Annotated in this window: 13 protein-coding genes and 1 pseudogene; 3 read left to right on the top strand and 11 right to left on the bottom strand. The window is 57.5% G+C overall.

The genetic code is table 11. The features are described from left to right. The 8 genes from FE263_RS21320 to FE263_RS21285 form a co-directional block, all read right to left on the bottom strand. A complete protein-coding gene (locus FE263_RS21320; RefSeq protein ID WP_138328068.1) occupies positions 1–1,086 on the bottom strand; it encodes a glycosyltransferase family 61 protein in 1,086 nt (361 codons plus the stop codon). Positions 1,087–1,116: 30 nt separating this feature from the next. Continuing rightward, positions 1,117–2,004 carry a methyltransferase domain-containing protein gene (locus FE263_RS21315; RefSeq protein ID WP_138328067.1) on the bottom strand — a complete coding sequence of 296 codons (888 nt, stop codon included), beginning with the start codon at positions 2,002–2,004 and terminating at the stop codon, positions 1,117–1,119. Between the two features lie 33 nt (positions 2,005–2,037). Further along, entirely contained in the window at positions 2,038–2,799 is a 762-nt protein-coding gene (locus tag FE263_RS22860; RefSeq protein WP_138328066.1) for a CatB-related O-acetyltransferase, read from the bottom strand. A 196-nt stretch (positions 2,800–2,995) separates the two neighbouring features. Beyond that, positions 2,996–4,159, bottom strand: a complete 1,164-nt coding sequence (locus tag FE263_RS21305; RefSeq protein WP_138328065.1) for a glycosyltransferase family 2 protein — start codon at positions 4,157–4,159, stop codon at positions 2,996–2,998. Then, entirely contained in the window at positions 4,160–5,143 is a 984-nt protein-coding gene (locus FE263_RS21300) for a glycosyltransferase family 2 protein (protein ID WP_171034272.1), read from the bottom strand. Further along, entirely contained in the window at positions 5,140–5,601 is a 462-nt protein-coding gene (locus FE263_RS21295) for a hypothetical protein (RefSeq protein WP_138328063.1), read from the bottom strand. The genes FE263_RS21300 and FE263_RS21295 overlap by 4 nt, the downstream gene beginning before the upstream one ends. A gap of 23 nt (positions 5,602–5,624) precedes the next feature. After that, complete coding sequence (locus FE263_RS21290) at positions 5,625–7,622, bottom strand: glycosyltransferase (RefSeq protein ID WP_171034271.1); 1,998 nt, start codon at positions 7,620–7,622, stop codon at positions 5,625–5,627. Between the two features lie 1,105 nt (positions 7,623–8,727). Continuing rightward, positions 8,728–10,098: a calcium-binding protein gene (locus FE263_RS21285; protein ID WP_138328061.1), complete on the bottom strand. Its 1,371-nt coding sequence runs from the start codon at positions 10,096–10,098 to the stop codon at positions 8,728–8,730. A gap of 338 nt (positions 10,099–10,436) precedes the next feature. On the opposite strand from FE263_RS21285, the gene FE263_RS22890 reads away from it, so the two are divergent. Next, positions 10,437–11,048, top strand: coding sequence for an acyltransferase (locus FE263_RS22890; RefSeq protein ID WP_338086754.1), 612 nt, complete (start codon positions 10,437–10,439; stop codon positions 11,046–11,048). A 727-nt stretch (positions 11,049–11,775) separates the two neighbouring features. Here FE263_RS22890 and FE263_RS23035 read toward each other — a convergent pair. The 3 genes from FE263_RS23035 to FE263_RS23030 form a co-directional block, all read right to left on the bottom strand. Continuing rightward, the gene (locus tag FE263_RS23035; RefSeq protein ID WP_138328059.1) at positions 11,776–12,156 is read right to left on the bottom strand and encodes a HigA family addiction module antitoxin; all 381 of its coding nucleotides are present in this window, start codon (positions 12,154–12,156) and stop codon (positions 11,776–11,778) included. A 348-nt stretch (positions 12,157–12,504) separates the two neighbouring features. Next, positions 12,505–12,669 (bottom strand): hypothetical protein, encoded by a 165-nt coding sequence (locus tag FE263_RS22305; protein WP_171034268.1) that lies wholly within the window; start codon positions 12,667–12,669, stop codon positions 12,505–12,507. Continuing rightward, positions 12,597–13,103, bottom strand: coding sequence for a transposase (locus FE263_RS23030; protein WP_138328058.1), 507 nt, complete (start codon positions 13,101–13,103; stop codon positions 12,597–12,599). Before FE263_RS23030 ends, FE263_RS22305 begins: the two co-directional genes overlap by 73 nt. Positions 13,104–14,380: 1,277 nt before the next feature. Between FE263_RS23030 and FE263_RS21265 the strand changes: the two genes are divergently transcribed. Both FE263_RS21265 and FE263_RS21260 read left to right on the top strand, forming a co-directional pair. Beyond that, a complete protein-coding gene (locus tag FE263_RS21265; RefSeq protein WP_138328057.1) occupies positions 14,381–15,631 on the top strand; it encodes a sensor domain-containing phosphodiesterase in 1,251 nt (416 codons plus the stop codon). Then, positions 15,632–15,841, top strand: a pseudogene (locus FE263_RS21260) (transposase); the annotation flags it as partial. Positions 15,842–16,162 lie beyond the last annotated feature (321 nt).

The following is a 16,162-nucleotide window of genomic DNA, read 5'->3' as shown; positions in this document are numbered from 1 at the left end:
CTAGAGCTCGGCATCAAACAAGTTCTCGATGTCATGATGGCGAATAAAGATGTCGCGGTCGGCATCTGGGCGTGACCCGCCATTCTCCGCCTGGCCGCACCGGATCTCTTCGTAGCGCTGGCCTTTCAGGCCCGCCATGAACCAAAAGAAGGTGTCGGGCATGCCTGCGGGGGCCAAAACGGTCACGCGACAGTGCCTGGGAGCGAGAGCAATATTCGTCATTCCGGCCCCCATGACCCCGACAACGTGCTTAGCGCTCTTGAACACGCTAATCTGCTCGGAGAAGGTGAGCGATCCAGGGTCGACAATTTCGTAACCCCGCATGCGCGCGAGTTCCTGAATGGGAGCCTCATCAACCAGCCGCCGGGTCGACTGGCTCTCCCGGGTGACAAAGACTTTCGATGATGGTTTGGCCTGAACACGCGCCGAGACGCTTTCGATACAATCCATGACTATCGGAGACATGTACACGCCGTGGTTGGTCAATCCGTCAAAGAGAACCAGGGACTGCACCTTGACGGCTTCGAACCCGGTCTCGAGGGTCCTCCTGCGCGTGATATCGAGCATGGCGAGAGAGTCCTGTATGACAGTCCGAAGACTGCTCTTGTTGTATGATACAAGGTAGTCGAGGTCCCCATGATCTAGAAACAGTCTTGATAGATAAGCTTTGGGAAGCATCTCCATCAGCCAGTGGCCATAATTGTCGGCTCCCCGTTTCTTGCAAAGAACTGCGGTTCGCTTACAGTACATCTCACAGCCCGATCGAAGCGCCTTCAGGACACTGTTGAATCCCAAGGCTATCTTGTCGGGTTCATGTTGCGTGACACTGGAGGCGAACAAATTGCCATGGGCGTCGAAAACGAGTCCCTCCTGCGCAACGTAGACCTCATTGAGGATGGAGACTGTGACTTGCCGCTCGGGAAAGTCGGGGGTGTTCCAAGTCGGCTGCATGCGCCCGAGTGCGTCTGAAGTGATGCTCTCCTGATGGAGAACCTCCGGGTACGCCATTTTGAAGGCCCGAGAGCTCAGCGACAGCACTTGAGCCGATTGGGGGGTTTCGATGATTGAGGGACCGGTTATCGCCATGTCTGCAACTCCAGCGGAGAACGCTTCACCTTAGGTAGGCCGCAGGAGGAAAGCGGCTTCCATAGTCCGAAGATCTGTATCCGTGAGGCTGCGGTAGATGGGTAGAAGCGCATTGGAGATAGCCTCGGGGGGAGTCTCACGTTTGGTCCGGCAGGCAACGACGGAGAACCCCGTCCGTTCGAATATGGACCGCATCGCCGAAAACCGTAGCTTGTTGATGTAACCCGGCTCGTGGTCGCCGCCATCCACGAGATACTGCCATGGGCTCAGGGACTGGGAGTAGGCGCGGTGGTCGCGGAAATCGACAGATGTATAGACATATCCGTTCACGGCGATGCTCTTTCGGGCGCAAGCCATGAGGCTCTCAACGTCGTTCACATGTTCGAAAACGGAGTTCGAGATCATCAGGCCAAATTGTCTATCCTCTTCGGAGAGGTCTTGGTAGCGGCCGACCTTATGAGAGACTGGCGATGGTATGCTCGAGTAGAGGTCGCCAGCGAGCAATCCGGCGAGGTCAAAATCAGCGGCCTTGCGACGGCACACCCTGGCGTCAGGCTGAGCCCGTAGCCAATCGACTGGAGCTAGACCCGATAAGATTGCTAGGATGTTAGCATACTCCGAGACCGCCAGAGCGCCGATGTCCGTCGGTTGCTCCAGGTCAAGGGCAAGAGTGCTTTCAGCACCGAGCAGATAGAAGAGTATGGAGGTTGTGAGGGGACGGGTGGCCCCACAGCCGAGGTCGATGACACGTTTATCAATGAAAAGGTCCGCCCGATATCCGGCGAGATCAAACAGCATTCCTGCTGTGAAAAAGGACCAGTAGCCACCGCGATAGGAGGGCCGGGCGGCAGCGGATGTCAAAGCATCTACGAGACCGGCTCTAAGCTCTACCGTAGGTGGGTCGATTACTGCCTGCATGGGTGCTCTATAAGACCTGCGTGAAGGGCTTGCTCAGGCCTGCATTAACTCGGAGAGTGTGACCCACGGAGGCGAATAGGGGGTCAAGCCCGGCAGATGATCCTGTAGCCACATAATGGTATCCTCAATGTTGGCAAACGGACACCCCTTGAGCTGCCATGGTGCAAACCGCCACCACGCCAGGGTCTGCAACTGAGCGCTCTGCCGCAGGTCGAAGCGCATGCTCAAAAGCACCGCCGGATTGCCTCCGACGATAGCGTAGGGTGGCACGTCCTTGGTAACGACCGCGTGCCCCGCAACAACAGCGCCATCCCCGATTGTAACGCCTTGCGCGATGAAGGCCCCGTGCCCGATCCAGACGTCGTTGCCAATCCTGGTGACCTTTAAGAAGTCGTTGATCGTCCGGGCAGTCTGCACTGGTATGACACCGGGGCTCTCCGGTTTGTATGCTCTATATGCGGCGCTTTCCGGGAAATCTTCCCCAACACTAAAGACGCTACCTCCATAGAAGAACGGACTCGTGCTCATCCAGGCAACTGGGTGGGCGCCGCGACCCACTTGAATGTTCTCCCCGAAGGAGCAGTAACGTCCGATTATTGTCTCGGAGTAGAATCCGCTTACGCCGTAGCTGAAGGCGCCAAGGACGTGTCGATGAGCGACCTCCATGCGCTTCAATCCGCAAGGCGGCTCGAAGTACGCCATCCCGGAAATGATGCATCCATCGGGGAGAGCGCACTCTACTCCATGCTGAGTGAGCTTCTCGCGTAGGGTCTGCGACATATAGTGGAAGGTCATGTCGCGATCCATATCAATACAAGGTCCGATGACGCTCGAGCTTGCGAACCGGCAGCTTAAGCCGGGCGTGGTTGCGGACCCGCTGTAACATCAACGTGGATATAGCCGCTGGGCGGCCGTCTTCCACGGTCCCACGCCGCGATCCCGCCTCGGATACCGCAATATAGTCATCGCAAATTTCGATGGCCATCGCCACTTAATCCCCTGCATCCATTGTCTCTATGAGCATCGTAACCAGCTGACTCCTGGCAGCAACCTGAGCGCGCAACGACGGGTCAGCATCAAGGATCTCGCCATGGCTCCGGGCGAGTGCCTCGACGTAGCCGCACATGATATGGAGTGCCCAACTAATCCCATCGTTCGCCGTGGTGTAACGAAGCGGCAATCCATAATACTCGATTGGCTCCCTGACTAGGTCGCGACCAAGGTTCCGATTGAGCATGAAGTCATCGTCGTCCAGGAGCAGTCTGGGGTTTCTCATCATCTTTTCCAGGAAGCTCGCGTAATGGCCCGAGCGTCCGCGTTCCAACTCGGCCCCTCCAGCCGCCACGACCTTCAGGCTTCCAATCAAGGCGCCTACGAGGCGCCGAAGCGGTGCCCTCGTATGGTAGTGCGCGAGCATAAGTTCGAGTAGAAGGGGACCCTCGCGGAGGCGGCCCCGATATCTGACCGCGTGATTACCGGCCTCGATTTTGATGGAACCGGCATCTATCCCGCCGCGAACGAAGCATTTGTATACATTTAGGGGCTCATCATCACGATAGACTATCCGCCTTGGTGCTAAAACATCACTCTGGTCATCCGCCTGCGTCGCTGCGAAATTTACCATTTGAATACGGCCGCAGACTGCCTCAGGGGGCAGTGCCTCGAGCTGCTTTCTCAATAGCCGTTCCATCGCCCCAACCCCGTGCTTTTGTCCAAAGGCGGTGAAGTGGTCTCCGGGAAAGCCTTGGTGTTCTTGTCGCAATCTTACAGAAGCTGGCGTAGGGAAAATGAACTCGTCAGCATCCAGGAACACCACCCAGGCCGCATTATGCTCATCGGCAGCCAGCCGGTAGAGCATAGTGTTGTGCTCTTCCTGAGAGAAGCTCACCGAACGATTCTCAAGGACTGTTAGCGGATAACCTTCTCGAGCAAGCAGGCGGAGGATGGGGATCGTTCGGTCGACGCTGCCGTTGTCGAGAATAATGTGGTGGGTAACCATCGGAGCATGATGGCGCACAAAGGCCTCAATGACATCCTCTTCGTTGTATACTCTGGAGACAGCAACAAGCCGAGTGCTTTCGCGCGAGGGCGGCTCGTCTGTCTCATGGTCTCCGATTTTGCTCGGATTGGGCGGCTTTGGTCGGATCCGGGACATCTAGCAGATCTTCGTGTACATTGAGTCCCACTCCTCGACCTGAGCCCGGACGGCTGGAAAACCGTCGAGAATGGCACCGTGACGTAGCGCAAGTTCCTGGACAGTCCCCAAGATGGACCTGACTGCGCGCATCGCCTCGTCCTGAGGAGAGGTATGTCGTAGGGGGCCACCCTTATAGTCTATCGGATCGATGGCAAGCCCGGGCTGTTCGTTCTTGAACCCCATGTACTGCTGGTTTCGCAGCAGGTTGGCTGGTCTGTCTCGGAGCGCCTCGTAGGGAGCTCGGTAGTGGTTACTTGCGCCACTGGAGGTCACTCCCGAGCCTCCAGCCAGCGCCTTGTTCCACCCGCGTATGACCTTTGCTAGATACTGAAAGGCCGACCTCTCGGCATAATGGGCCAAAAAGACCGCCTCTGTCGGTTGAGTTCTTGTGCCTCTCGTCGGTCGCCTGATGCCATGGCCGCCATCTAGGATCTCCATGTCGATGTTTGCCGAGCCCCCGCAGACCATTACCTTGCAGTTTCTTGTTGGCTCTTGCCTTCTTTTGATGCGGAGGGGAACAACGCCTTCGGCTGGATCGTCTTCCCGAGTTGCTACATATTCAACCATGGAGACCTTTATAGCGTCTAATCCCGTTTCAGCCTTATCCATATCGCTAAGAAGTTTTCGTAAACCCCCGGCCACTGCGCGGTCGTCGACAAACTCGTCAACGTCGAGGCATAGAACCCAGGTCGCGCCGTGAAGCAGAATAGCCTGGCGATACATGTGAGTCAGGTGATTTGCTTCGTTGAAGGATACGCATCGGTTCAGGTAGACCGAGATCGGAAGACCCTCTTCTTTAAGGGCAGCCAGAATCTGAAGGGTCCCGTCGTGACTTCCGTTGTCCATGAAGATATGATGGTCGACTAGGGTTCTCGTGTGGCGGACGAAAGCCTCAACGATGTCTGCCTCATCCAGGATCCGTGTGATTGCGACAACCTTCACTTCGAGATCACCGGTGTGATCGCGGAAAGGGGTCGACCACCGCCGCGGGTCTTGGTGTAGGGCTGGCGCGGGCCCATCAAAGTCCAGCCTCTATAAGGAAGCCTGCCCTCGCGGAAGCCGCTTCGCATGAAGTGTTGCTGAGCATCAGCGAAAGCTGCCGCGTCGACAGCGTCGGCGACGTCTGGATAGGAGTCCAGATACCAGCCTTCGTCAACCTCGATTGGATACGGGAGCCGGTCCTCAAAGTATCCAGCAATCACCCAGTGCTCTTGGGCGCTACGCCATTCACCAGCCGCGATGGCGGCTTGAACGTCAAGATAGTTGCGTCGATACCACTCATCGTCGACGATGATACGTTCCAGGATGGGACGTAGAATTTCAATTAACCTGTCTCTTACGACGCTGACAAGCTGGTCTGGTTTCGGACCCGCACCTTTAAGGTAGCCATAAGACCGCATTGCGGCACCCCATAGATGAATGTTCAGCCTCGGGATGAGATCCGGTCCGCCACGCCCTCGGGGGTTCGCACCGGCGGGAGGGGGCGACCTTGATGCAAAGCTATTCTAGCTTCAGTGCCCTCGAGCAGCAGCGTATTCATGCGGTCCGGGGGTAGCCCTAGTGGAACCAGGTAGCCTCGCCCAGTCTTGTTTATCCGTTCAGCAGGAGTACCCAAGTCGAATGCAACGACGTCCAGGCCAGCGCGCCACATCTGTGTTAGCGTGTAGCACCAGGTCTCCGGCCATAGCGACGTCAGAAGGCCAACATCCGCAGACTGAGATCTAATCAGGTCGACAGCCTCCGCCTCGTCGTAGCGGCCGGTAATGCTTATGGGACCAGCGTCTAAAAGACGCGCGTCATCGCAAGTGAATCCTACTACGATGAAGTGGAGGGGTAAAACTTTCTTGCGGGCGTCCCGGACACAGGCGAGCAGGTAGTCGTAGCCCTTCTCGTAGCCAATTGCCCCGACAACGCAAACGGTGATCACGTTTCCCCTTTTCGTCGTGGGGCGTCGATCGGACTGGGCGATCGGCGCTCTACCGATCAGCACGTCGTCGTTCTCCCAGTTTATCGTCTTGAGCTTTAGACCCGAAAAGTGGCGCTGCATGCGAACAAAGACATCCTCCGAGGGGACGACAACTCGAGTCGCGCCTGCTAGATGGCGGCTGCTTTGCTCTACCAGCTCGGTTGGTCGTATATCGTCCTCAAGGTTGCTCCCGTCGTCGGCGAAGCATGCCTCGCAGCCGTCTAGGCTTGGTTCGCCGCAATAGCGCTTGTCAGCACGCATCAGGTTTATGCGCGTGCAGAACCAGGAGTAGTCGTGAACGACAATCTCATAGGGTATTTGGAGTAGAGCGAAGAGGTCGAGTAGGGCATCATCGTGCCCAACGAGGTGATGCACTTCCGCCCGGACCGGCTGGTCCGGGCCCAAGAGGGCGGCCAAACCTTTTAACTCGCGTGGTATCGAATAACGTAGGTTCGGCGTACCACCCCTTGGGCCGTCGCCAATCACGCAGTCGCGACCCTTGCCATCGAGGCTTGCCACTGGCCAGAGCACGATGGGACGCAGGCCGTGCCTGCGCAGATAGGCCGCTCGAGCTGCTACATGCTTTTGGACACCGCCGCCGCGCCCATGCGTCACAAGGAGAACCGACTTCGAGGGTTTTCGCATCGAACGCCAACGTTGGATGTCGAGCCTTTTTCTCGATCCTGCAAGTGGGTCGGCTCGTTTGAACTCCTGAACCATAGCATCATAGCCAGGGTGGAGCTGGTTCAGGAACCGAAGATTTCGGTCGATTAGGTAGGACTTGGTCGCACGGAAGGACTGACTGCCAACGTGGCCAACGTAAAGTCTAGGAACGCCGACGTGACGCCAACCGAGGTGCCGGGCGCGGATGGAGAAATCGTTCTCCTCGCAGTAGCCCTGTGCGAAACGGTCTTCACGCAAAAGACCGGTGTCGTTGAGACAGTCGCGCTTGATGTAGACACAGAAGCCGATCGCAGTCGGAAGATCAATGACCACACGAGGGTTGGCGCGCCGGGCCATGGCGTCGAGCGACTTTACTTCGGCCAATGTCGGAACATCATTTACATGTTCGACACTCGGGTAACTCATGATCGTGGCATCGTTCGAGAAGGGCGTCGCCGATCCAATACTTGAATCTCCGTACGCCGCAGTCCGGAGGGTCGGGAGCCAGCCCGGAGGCACGAGGGTGTCGCTGTTCAGGAGGACGACGTCTCTAGTCAGGTCGTGACGCATCCCAGCGTTAGCGGCCTTTGGGAAGCCTCCGTTTACAGGCTGGCGGATGAGCCTGATTGAAGTGCTCTGCGCCAGCTCCACAAGCTTGCTTGAGAGGCGCGGATCCGGCGCGCGGTCATCGACGACGACGACTCTCGCCCAGTCCGGAAGACCATCCAAGACAGAGGCCAAGCAGGCCAGGGTGAGGTCGTAGCCCCCGTAGACAGGTATCACCACGTCCACTGAGCGCGGTTGGCTTCCGCCCACAGGGGGCGGGCCTACAACCGCGGCCGGAGCCGCGGGCATCGTGAAGGTGGCGGGAGCAAAAGTCGGGCCTGAACCGGATGGGAAAAGATTTGCGACGAGAGTAGAGGCGGCCAGGGCGCTCTGCTGCTCAGCGAAGGGGTCAAGCGGACTACCGATGAGGTCAAAGCCTTGCTGGCCGATGAGCCGGACCGGCCCTTTAAGACCCGCTAGGCACTCCGAAGGTACTCTGAAGGCTCGAGGTTGCGCCAACGGTCGACCGTGCGCGATCGTAGTCGCTCGGTCCCGGGCGACCACTTCTACTGGCTCGCCGCTGCCGATTGGCACGACCTTTAGGACAGGGTCACGTTCCGGGTCATTCGGGTGCCAGGCCCAACCGTGAAGGTCCCCGCCCTTGGTGTCAGCGAAGCCTTCAAGCTGGGTAATCGCGTTAAGGTCAATTGGGCTTCCCATAAGGTCAAGGGAATCGAGCTGAACGCTCAGCAGGCCCGACACCTCCCATCCAGGTGGAAAGCGGCAGCTGGCGGGGTCATCGCCTCCCGGAAGCGCCAGATGCCTTTTCATACCTGAAAGACCGGCGACAAGGCGCATCTTAGGTTCGACCGGAACAAGGATGCGCGCGAGCAGCCGCCTTTTGCCATCGAGTGCGCACCAGCCCGGTAGCCCGGCCTCCCGCGCAATGGCGTCGAAGTCGTTGTACGTTTCCCGCGGGAAAGCATGTCGACTGAGCGCCCGAGCCGCGGCCTGCGCCGCACGATGTGCGTGCCCATGGATTCTGCAAGCCGTAGCCAGGCCCACCCAGGCCTCCCGGACATCATGGTTCTTGGCGACATCCTGGAAGAACTCAATGCTCGCCTGGCTGCCTTGCCGCAGCCGACAGACAGCTAGGCCCAATGTTGCCGATGGGTCACCGGGGGCTAAGCGTAGGGAGCGGCCAAACCAGCGGCTCGCCGCGTCGATATCGCCGCTCGCAACCGCCGCTTGCCCCTTGAGGAGGGCATCCACAGCCGCCGCGCTCGCAGCATCACTCATCTCAGACACCCATCGTGCTGGAGAACTTCCCAATCATCCTGTTGATAGACCCCTAAGTGGACACAATCCTCGAGGCCTCACCGTGAAGTTGAGCGACCGTCAGGTTGGTGAAGGTGATGGTCGTATGGTCCGATAACGTAATAATCGACCCAGTCGCACCGGCCGCGGTGGCTCCAGTTACAGCGGTTGCCGCAGCACCGGCTCCATAGCCAAACAGACCCACTAGGTTTCCGGCTGCGGCACCGAAGTCGGTGATGACGGCCGCTCCACCTTCCTGACCAGCGTTGAAGGCGAACAGGTTCCCATTCCCTGCGCCTCCGGTCATCGTGGTGTTCCCGGTTCCAGCCGTTAGAGTGTCCGGATTCGTTCCGCCGACTAGGACATCGTTCCCGGACCCGCCAAACAGGTCGAGGAAGCCTTTCGACAAGCCCCCGTTCAGTGTCTCGTTGCCGGTGCTTGCCACTAGATAGCCAAGACTTGGCTCAGCATCGTTGTTGATGAAGGTGATGTTGGCGCCATCTGTGCCGTAAACCGCTGTAACTGAGCCACCGGTCACTGTCGCTGCATTGCCCGCGGTCGCGATAAATGCTAAAGCACCTGATCCCGTTTCAGTAACGACGCTGTTCACGCCGCCGAAGATTGCCGAGTTTCCTGCCGCCGAAATGGTATCGTTAGCGCCACCGATTACAGTTGCTGTCCCTGTCAGATAATATGCACCTGAACTCCCGGTAAATAGGACGGTTGGGCCAGAGCCGCCGACAAAGGTGTTGTCTGCACCGCCATCGACGAGAAGGTCGGAGCCCGATCCACCATAAACGGTGCTGGCCGTGCCCGTCGTGGCGATGGTGTCAGAGCCAGAGCCGCCGACAATGGTATCGGCCGTTCCAGCCGCAAGCACCGTGTCGTTCCCGTTTCCGGTCTCGATTAGGTTTGCACCAGACCCCGGCATAATCAGGTCGTTGCCGGAGGCACCGTAGACTGTGTCGTTTCCTGAGCCCGTAGCGATCGTGTAGTCACCCCCGCGGACGCTGTCACCTGCAAATAGGTTGTTACCGCCGCCACCGATGAAGGTGCCACCGCCGGTACCCCCCGTCACAGAGGTGCCCCCAGTGCTTGCCAGTACCGAGGTGGGTCCGGTGGACGTGCTCACATCAATGGTTGAACCCGTTGTCGCGTAGTTAGTGAAGTATCGGTATCCTAGCGGAAGTAGATAGTTTCCACCGCTCTCGACGTATGCCTGACCGACTTGCCCGGGGGCTAAGATTGGAGGCGGCGCTCCTGCTGTCAGGTCCGCCGAGACCAGAGCATTTTGCGCAGCCGCGGAGGCAAGCGCGGACTGATATGTCAGCGCAATTGCGTAGGCCTGCCCTCCGGTCACCGTGACCAATCCTGTTCCGCCGCTAACGGTTACAGTTCCAGACATTCCAGAAGCCTCCAGGACGCGTTGGCTGGCCCCGCGCGGCAGACGACTCATTCGTCGACGAAGCAGGCACTAGTCCGATAGCGAAACGTAGCCTGGAAAAGCAATGAAATAATGTCTCGTCAATTCAGGAAATAGGTCACGTAGTCATCGAAAAAACAGGGAGGACTTTACTCATCCTCATGCCGTGAGCCCTAGGACAGTAAACGGCGGGTGACTCATTTGTAAATGGACGAATACACAACTTTGTTTGCAAATGAGCAGAGTGGATTTGACAGCGCGTATGTTAAACCAACTCCCGGTCGAAAGCCTTCAGATCCGAGGCCCTCGTGCTGCGCCTTATGGAGAAATGTGTTGTGGGGCTCATAGTGCAGGACCATGGGAAACTAAATATTGTGGATGTTTCAAATACTGACTTACTGAGGGGAAGCGGCTTGATTGAATTCCGCGGCAGTCGAGCGTCGGTATCGATCGGTACTCCTAACGAGTGGGGTCGCCCGCATATTATTTGCGAGCGGAACTCACGGGTGGTCATCGGGCGGAACTGCACGCTTGCCAGCCTATTCGTATATGCTGGCCCGGGCGCCAGCATAGTCATCGGGAAAGGGACTGGTTTCTCTGGGGGAACAGCGCTCACGAGCCATGAGGCGAACATCTCTATCGGCGAGAGGTGTCTCTTCGGTTCTGAGACCCATGTAATGTCGTCCGATATGCACGCCATCGTGGCCAGGCGGTCCGGTGAGCGAATCAATTTAGGCGCTGACGTGACAATTCATGATCGGGTTTGGATTGGCTTTAGGGCGGTCGTCCTGAAGGGAGTGACGATCAGTGAAGGCGCAATTATAGGCACAGGCTCGGTAGTTACCAAGCAAGTACCGGCCCACTGCGTCGCCGCGGGCAACCCGGCCCGGGTGATTCGAAAGGATGTCTCCTGGACCGAGGCATTACATTAGTCCGTCCGTAAATCGATAGGCGTGCTCTATATTGTGGAAACATTGTCAGTCGCTAACATACATCCCGTACATCTTGCGGTATAATACCTCTGGTCACATCAAAGCTGTGACTATGAAGCGTCGGCCCCAGTCTTGCCCTGGGGCAAGCTGTGTAATACTGGAGTGAGTTGGGTTACCTCATCTGCTCGGAGAAGTACCTGGCAGCCACTCAGACCTTTGTGAACCGCCACTATCGCGGACGACAACACTTGGGGAGTGAAGGCTACGGTCGGGCCGCTGTGATTAGCTGCAGGTGAAGGGGTTGAGCTTGAACAAACTTGTCATTGCGATTGACATCCGGGCCGTCCCCAACTTTAGCGGACGACTTTAGCACCGAGCGACGGCAATTGGGCTGTCTCGTGGTGCCACACTGCGGGATCCTGAAGATGACAGGTCGCGGGCTCAGTAGCCGGACTTCGCAGCTTCGAGGGGAAATGGCTTATACAATCGGACGTTCGCGCTTGTGAACCTACCCATAGCCGTCGAGCTTCGTTTGCGGGGGCTCTCGCTGGCTCCCGATGCAAGAAATGGTCAACAAGCACAAGGCGACGGCGCACCTGTCGCCCTTGGAGCAAAGTTGCTGCGATTCTGAGTGTTGCATCGCTCAGTGCGCACCCACTTGTATTTGCCATACCACTTCAACCTTACCCGTTCGCTTCCGTCACTAACTCGGGAATAGGTCGTGGCTTTACTCCGCTGACAGGCTTGAGTGGTCTGCGAAACTCTTAGGAGATCTGCCAGGCTCGACCGGGATTAAGGTCGTTAATTGCAGAGGCGTTATCTTCGAGTATGGTTCCACCTCGGCCTCTATTAGGGACTGTGCCCTTGCCCGAGCAATAGCAAGATTATGAGCGACCCGAAGGTGCATCCAGAACTCCGGTTCGTTGCCAAAAAATCGGGCAAGTCGAAGGGCTAGATCAGCATCGAATTTAGAGTTGTAAACCAACATGTATCGAAGGCGGACCTCACCAACATTAAGAGCGGCTGCGAGCTTCGGGAGCGTCATTTGGACGGGTTCCAAGTACTCCTCGACAAGCACGCGGAAGGGCGATTTGACGGATTCGCTCATACAACGGATTTAAGGTCTTGTTTCAATAAAAACAAGTTAAAACCGATCCTGACAGGAAGGCCAGATGGTCTCCCGGCCTATCATTAAGTAAACAACCATTGAGAAACAGTCGTTTATTTAACCCACGAGTTCATGTCTTCGGATGTCCCGCACGCAGCACCGGGGCCGGAAGGCGCCGAGCAGTTAACGCTTGGTAAAGGCCGGAGGCTTGCGGATGCTGGTGATCCCATTGATTACGACGGTAGCGTAAAAGGGCCGACCACCACAGAGCTACAGGTGCTCATTTCCGATGCCTGCGCCCAAGACGATTTCGATCCCACCGGCTGACCTACCCACGACGCTCTAGACTCATTGCCAGGAGCAGACGGCGGCGAGGCAAACGTTGCTGGTGAGATTGGTAGCGGGCTTGTCATAGCGGGTGGCAATGCTGCGATAGTCGTTCAGCTGACCCGCCACCCCCTCGTTCCGTCGCAGCGGCGGCAGCGCATGCGGCTGAAGCAGCTTTCCCAGCACCGGGTGCGCTTCGGCGGGTTGGTCGGGGCTGCGCCCTGCTGCTCGATCGGCTGGCGAATGGCGTTGATGTCGGAGGCACGATCCGCCATGGGCAGAGCGTTGCGTGGCAATTCCTGCAACAGGCTTTCCGCCGCCCGGCAGTCTGCGGCATGGCCTGCGGTTAGGCGGACGGCGATCAGGCGGTCACAGCCGTCCGTCAGGGCATGGGTCTTCGCGGTGCGGCAGCGGCGGTTGATGCCGATAGCCTGGATCTGGCGCCCCCCTCTCCTCCAGCGGCGCAGCGGCGTGCCCTGATGTCGGCGCTGTCGAGGAGAAGCTCGGCAGGAGGTCAGGCCGCTGCAAGTGTTTGGAACAGGCGGTGCCAGATCCCGGCGGTATTCAGCGGACGAACCGGTTAAAGAGGGTGTTGCGCGGCCCGGAGGCCGCCGGTGCATCCAGCCAGCGTCCCAACGGAGGCACCAGACGCTTCCACTGCCGCTCCCTCCGTCAGAGCTCTACCGCCATCGCGGCCCCTCCCAACGCAGGGAGCGATTTGGAGATCGCGGCTTTCGGGAGTCTCGCTGAAGGGCGTGAAGCCTGAAAGTCCAGTTTTGATAGCCATTAGATTATAAGTAACGTGTGACAGGGTGGAGTGACGACCCGCCAAATGCCATAGGCTGCTCGACCGGACCCGGACTGAGCAGCATCCCCAACCAGAATAATGTATTCAGCCACGATACCCGCTCCGGATTGGTGGGAACGACGTCATCCGTAATTTACCAGGAGGCTCCGCAACGCCTGAGTAAACGGTTAGATACTTAGAAGCAGGAGTCCAACGAGCTATCCTAAAACTTCCAGGTAAACACCCGAATACCCGAACCGTTTCTATAACGGCTTCGCGTTATTGTGAAGCTCACAATTAGTAATTGACGGACAGCGTTTCGACTTGGTCATCTGACCCCTGCCGATTTTGAACCGAGGTCATCGGAGGCTTAGTCACACACGCTCATCAAGCTTTCGATCTTGAGGATTTGCGCCGTTGTGCTGTGCAGTGCGACCAGAAAACCTGGACTGGCGACAAGCCGCTCTGGACCTTGGAAGGACTGCACGGTCTTGCCGAAGCCACCTCACAATCTTGCTCTCGACACCTTATCAAGTAACCGGAACGGAGCGGGTATAACAGTCTAGGGTCGGAAGCCGCCTACCAGAAGAATGGGCGGTCTCGGGGCCCTAACACGTTTGGCGCCGAGGGGTCAGAAGCTGGGTGGCGACAGACCAACAATGTCGAGACGATGAGGATAGCAGAAGACCCTATTGAAAAGCAATTACTTAGATTATCGAAAACAAAGTCAGTATCCTAGATGACTGTCCTAAAGGCGTGTCGAGGACAGAACCAATGAAAGTATTTATAGTGAAGCGTGAAAATCATGCCCGACTTCCGGTCGAAGGCCTGTCGGGAAGCGTTAAGTTCGAGCCGCCCCAGGCCAACTGCAAGTTGAGGAATTTTGAACTTCAATCACAATCCGTCAAGGTGGCCTCCCCTACATGCCGCTGATCAAGAAGGTCTATTGCTCGTCGAAATCCGCTCCAACATTTTGAGGGGAAACTAGGTGTTTCCAGCTTGAATGACGAATATTGGCCAGTGATCGGTTGAGGGATTTGATATCTACTCGTAGGAAACGTTGATCGCATAGACCAACCTGAAACCTAGTTGACCTTCCGGAGCGTCGCGATGTATCCACCACAGATTCCGAAAGACGAGGAGGCCCGTTTGGCATCCCTCTTTCGCACTGCTCTTTTGGATGGCTTTTCGGATGAGCGATTTCGGCCAATCACCGAGTTGGCTACCAAAATCCTGAAGCGACCGTCAGCGGCCGTTTCGGTGATAACAGGTCACCGACAGCTTTTGAGAGCAGCCGTTAATATCGATGCTACAGACCTCACGCGGGAGACATCCTTTTGCGGCCATGCAATCCTGAATCTGGACCAGCCCCTTATTGTAGAGGACGCGCGGCTGGATCCACGGTTCGTCGATAATCCGATAGTGACTGCTCGTCGTGTACCGATCCGTTTTTATGCGGGCATGCCGATCAAAACGCCTGACGGCTTGCCTTTTGGAGCGTTATGCGTATTCGACCATATTCCTGGAAAGCTGACGGATACGGAGATATTAATCCTGCGGCAGCTTGCTGCCGAGATTGAGGGCATTGTCTACGAGCAGCAAGAACAAAATGAGGTTCACAGCGAGCAGGCGGCCAACTTACATAACGCAGTCAATCGAGACGAGCTTAAAGTGTTCTGGCAACCCATTTGTGACCCAGGTAGTTTGAGCCCCGTTGGACACGAAGCTCTGGTGAGATGGCTCCGCTCGGACGGAACCTTCAGCCTTCCGGACAGCTTCATGCCCCTCGCGGCGCGGTCCGGCACGATAACTAAGATAGACCGGTATGTTCTCAAGCACTCCTGTGCAAAGGCGGCTCTTCACGCAGGAGGTCGATTTGTTTCTGTGAACATCTCGAGTGCTTGGTTTGGCTTGAAATGGCCTGCTTTGGCCGGGGTTGTCGCGAAGACGCTTACGACAACCGGGCTGGCTCCCGGTCGATTGGTCATAGAACTCGCGGAGGGAGTCCTTGCGCGAAACCCCAGTCGAGTTAAACAAGAAATGGAAAAGCTAAAGGCACTCGGTGTGAGGGTGGCCCTCGACAGACTCGGGGGCGGTGAATCTGCCTTCAGCTACTTCGAGGGCTACCCCTTTGACATCTACAAGTTGAGTCGGTCCATCACGAGCGGTCTAGGCGTCAGCGTTGGCGCGGAGGCAGCGGCATACGCAACGATCAGGGTCGCCCACAGTCTCGGTCGAGTGACCTACGCAGTCGGCGTGGAGAACAGGGACCAGCTGGCCTTTCTAAGAGACGAGGCATGCGATCTGGTCCAAGGGGACTTTATCGCACCTCCCGGACGCGAGTGGAGGCCATACGACTGAGCAGCAGGGCGCAGTTCCGACATCCCGCCCAGGCGCACCCGGATCTGGAAAAGCTACTTCAGCCGCTTGCTCTATCGCCGCCGTAACGCCATCGAGCGCATGTTCTGTCGGCTGAAGGACTACCGCAGGATCGCTATCCGCTACGACAAGCTCGCGACCAACTTCGCCAGCAGCGTCTACCTCGCCGCCGCCATCAGCTTCTGGTTATGAGCCCGGACCCTAATTTGGTGGGAGCCAGCGGCTGTGGCTCCACTCCTTAGTTTTGCACGGCAGCTACCAATGCGGCAGCTCATCACCGAGTGCGAAGGGGACCGCCCGGCCAAGAGCGGTCGGTACAGCGGAGAAGTGGTCCTCGTTCGGATACTCCACAAATTTGGTCTGGATGTGCCCGGGAATTAGTAGAGCCGCCATGTCCCTCGCATTGGTGACCATCGTCCTACGATCCATGGACGCCTAGTCCGCGGTCACATCCGCATCGGCCTGCGCGTCCGTCTTGCCTTCGGCTTCAAACGCCTTGCGATCGTCGTAGCG

The organism is Lichenicoccus roseus, from assembly GCF_005844085.1.
Classification (GTDB): domain Bacteria; phylum Pseudomonadota; class Alphaproteobacteria; order Acetobacterales; family Acetobacteraceae; genus Lichenicoccus; species Lichenicoccus roseus.
The sequence above is the reverse complement of the archived record's forward strand: the minus strand, read 5'-3'. Positions and strand labels throughout refer to the sequence as shown.

Excerpts from the sequence above, each read along its gene's own strand:
- FE263_RS23030 (WP_138328058.1), bottom strand. The coding sequence starts at position 13,103 with ATGCACCGGCGGCCTCCGGGCCGCGCAACACCCTCTTTAACCGGTTCG.
- FE263_RS21315 (WP_138328067.1), bottom strand. The coding sequence starts at position 2,004 with ATGCAGGCAGTAATCGACCCACCTACGGTAGAGCTTAGAGCCGGTCTC.
- FE263_RS22860 (WP_138328066.1), bottom strand. The coding sequence starts at position 2,799 with ATGACCTTCCACTATATGTCGCAGACCCTACGCGAGAAGCTCACTCAG.
- FE263_RS21320 (WP_138328068.1), bottom strand. The coding sequence starts at position 1,086 with ATGGCGATAACCGGTCCCTCAATCATCGAAACCCCCCAATCGGCTCAA.
- FE263_RS21265 (WP_138328057.1), top strand. The coding sequence starts at position 14,381 with ATGTATCCACCACAGATTCCGAAAGACGAGGAGGCCCGTTTGGCATCC.
- FE263_RS21295 (WP_138328063.1), bottom strand. The coding sequence starts at position 5,601 with ATGCGGTCTTATGGCTACCTTAAAGGTGCGGGTCCGAAACCAGACCAG.
- FE263_RS22890 (WP_338086754.1), top strand. The coding sequence starts at position 10,437 with ATGGAGAAATGTGTTGTGGGGCTCATAGTGCAGGACCATGGGAAACTA.
- FE263_RS23035 (WP_138328059.1), bottom strand. The coding sequence starts at position 12,156 with ATGAGCGAATCCGTCAAATCGCCCTTCCGCGTGCTTGTCGAGGAGTAC.
- FE263_RS21305 (WP_138328065.1), bottom strand. The coding sequence starts at position 4,159 with ATGTCCCGGATCCGACCAAAGCCGCCCAATCCGAGCAAAATCGGAGAC.
- FE263_RS21285 (WP_138328061.1), bottom strand. The coding sequence starts at position 10,098 with ATGTCTGGAACTGTAACCGTTAGCGGCGGAACAGGATTGGTCACGGTG.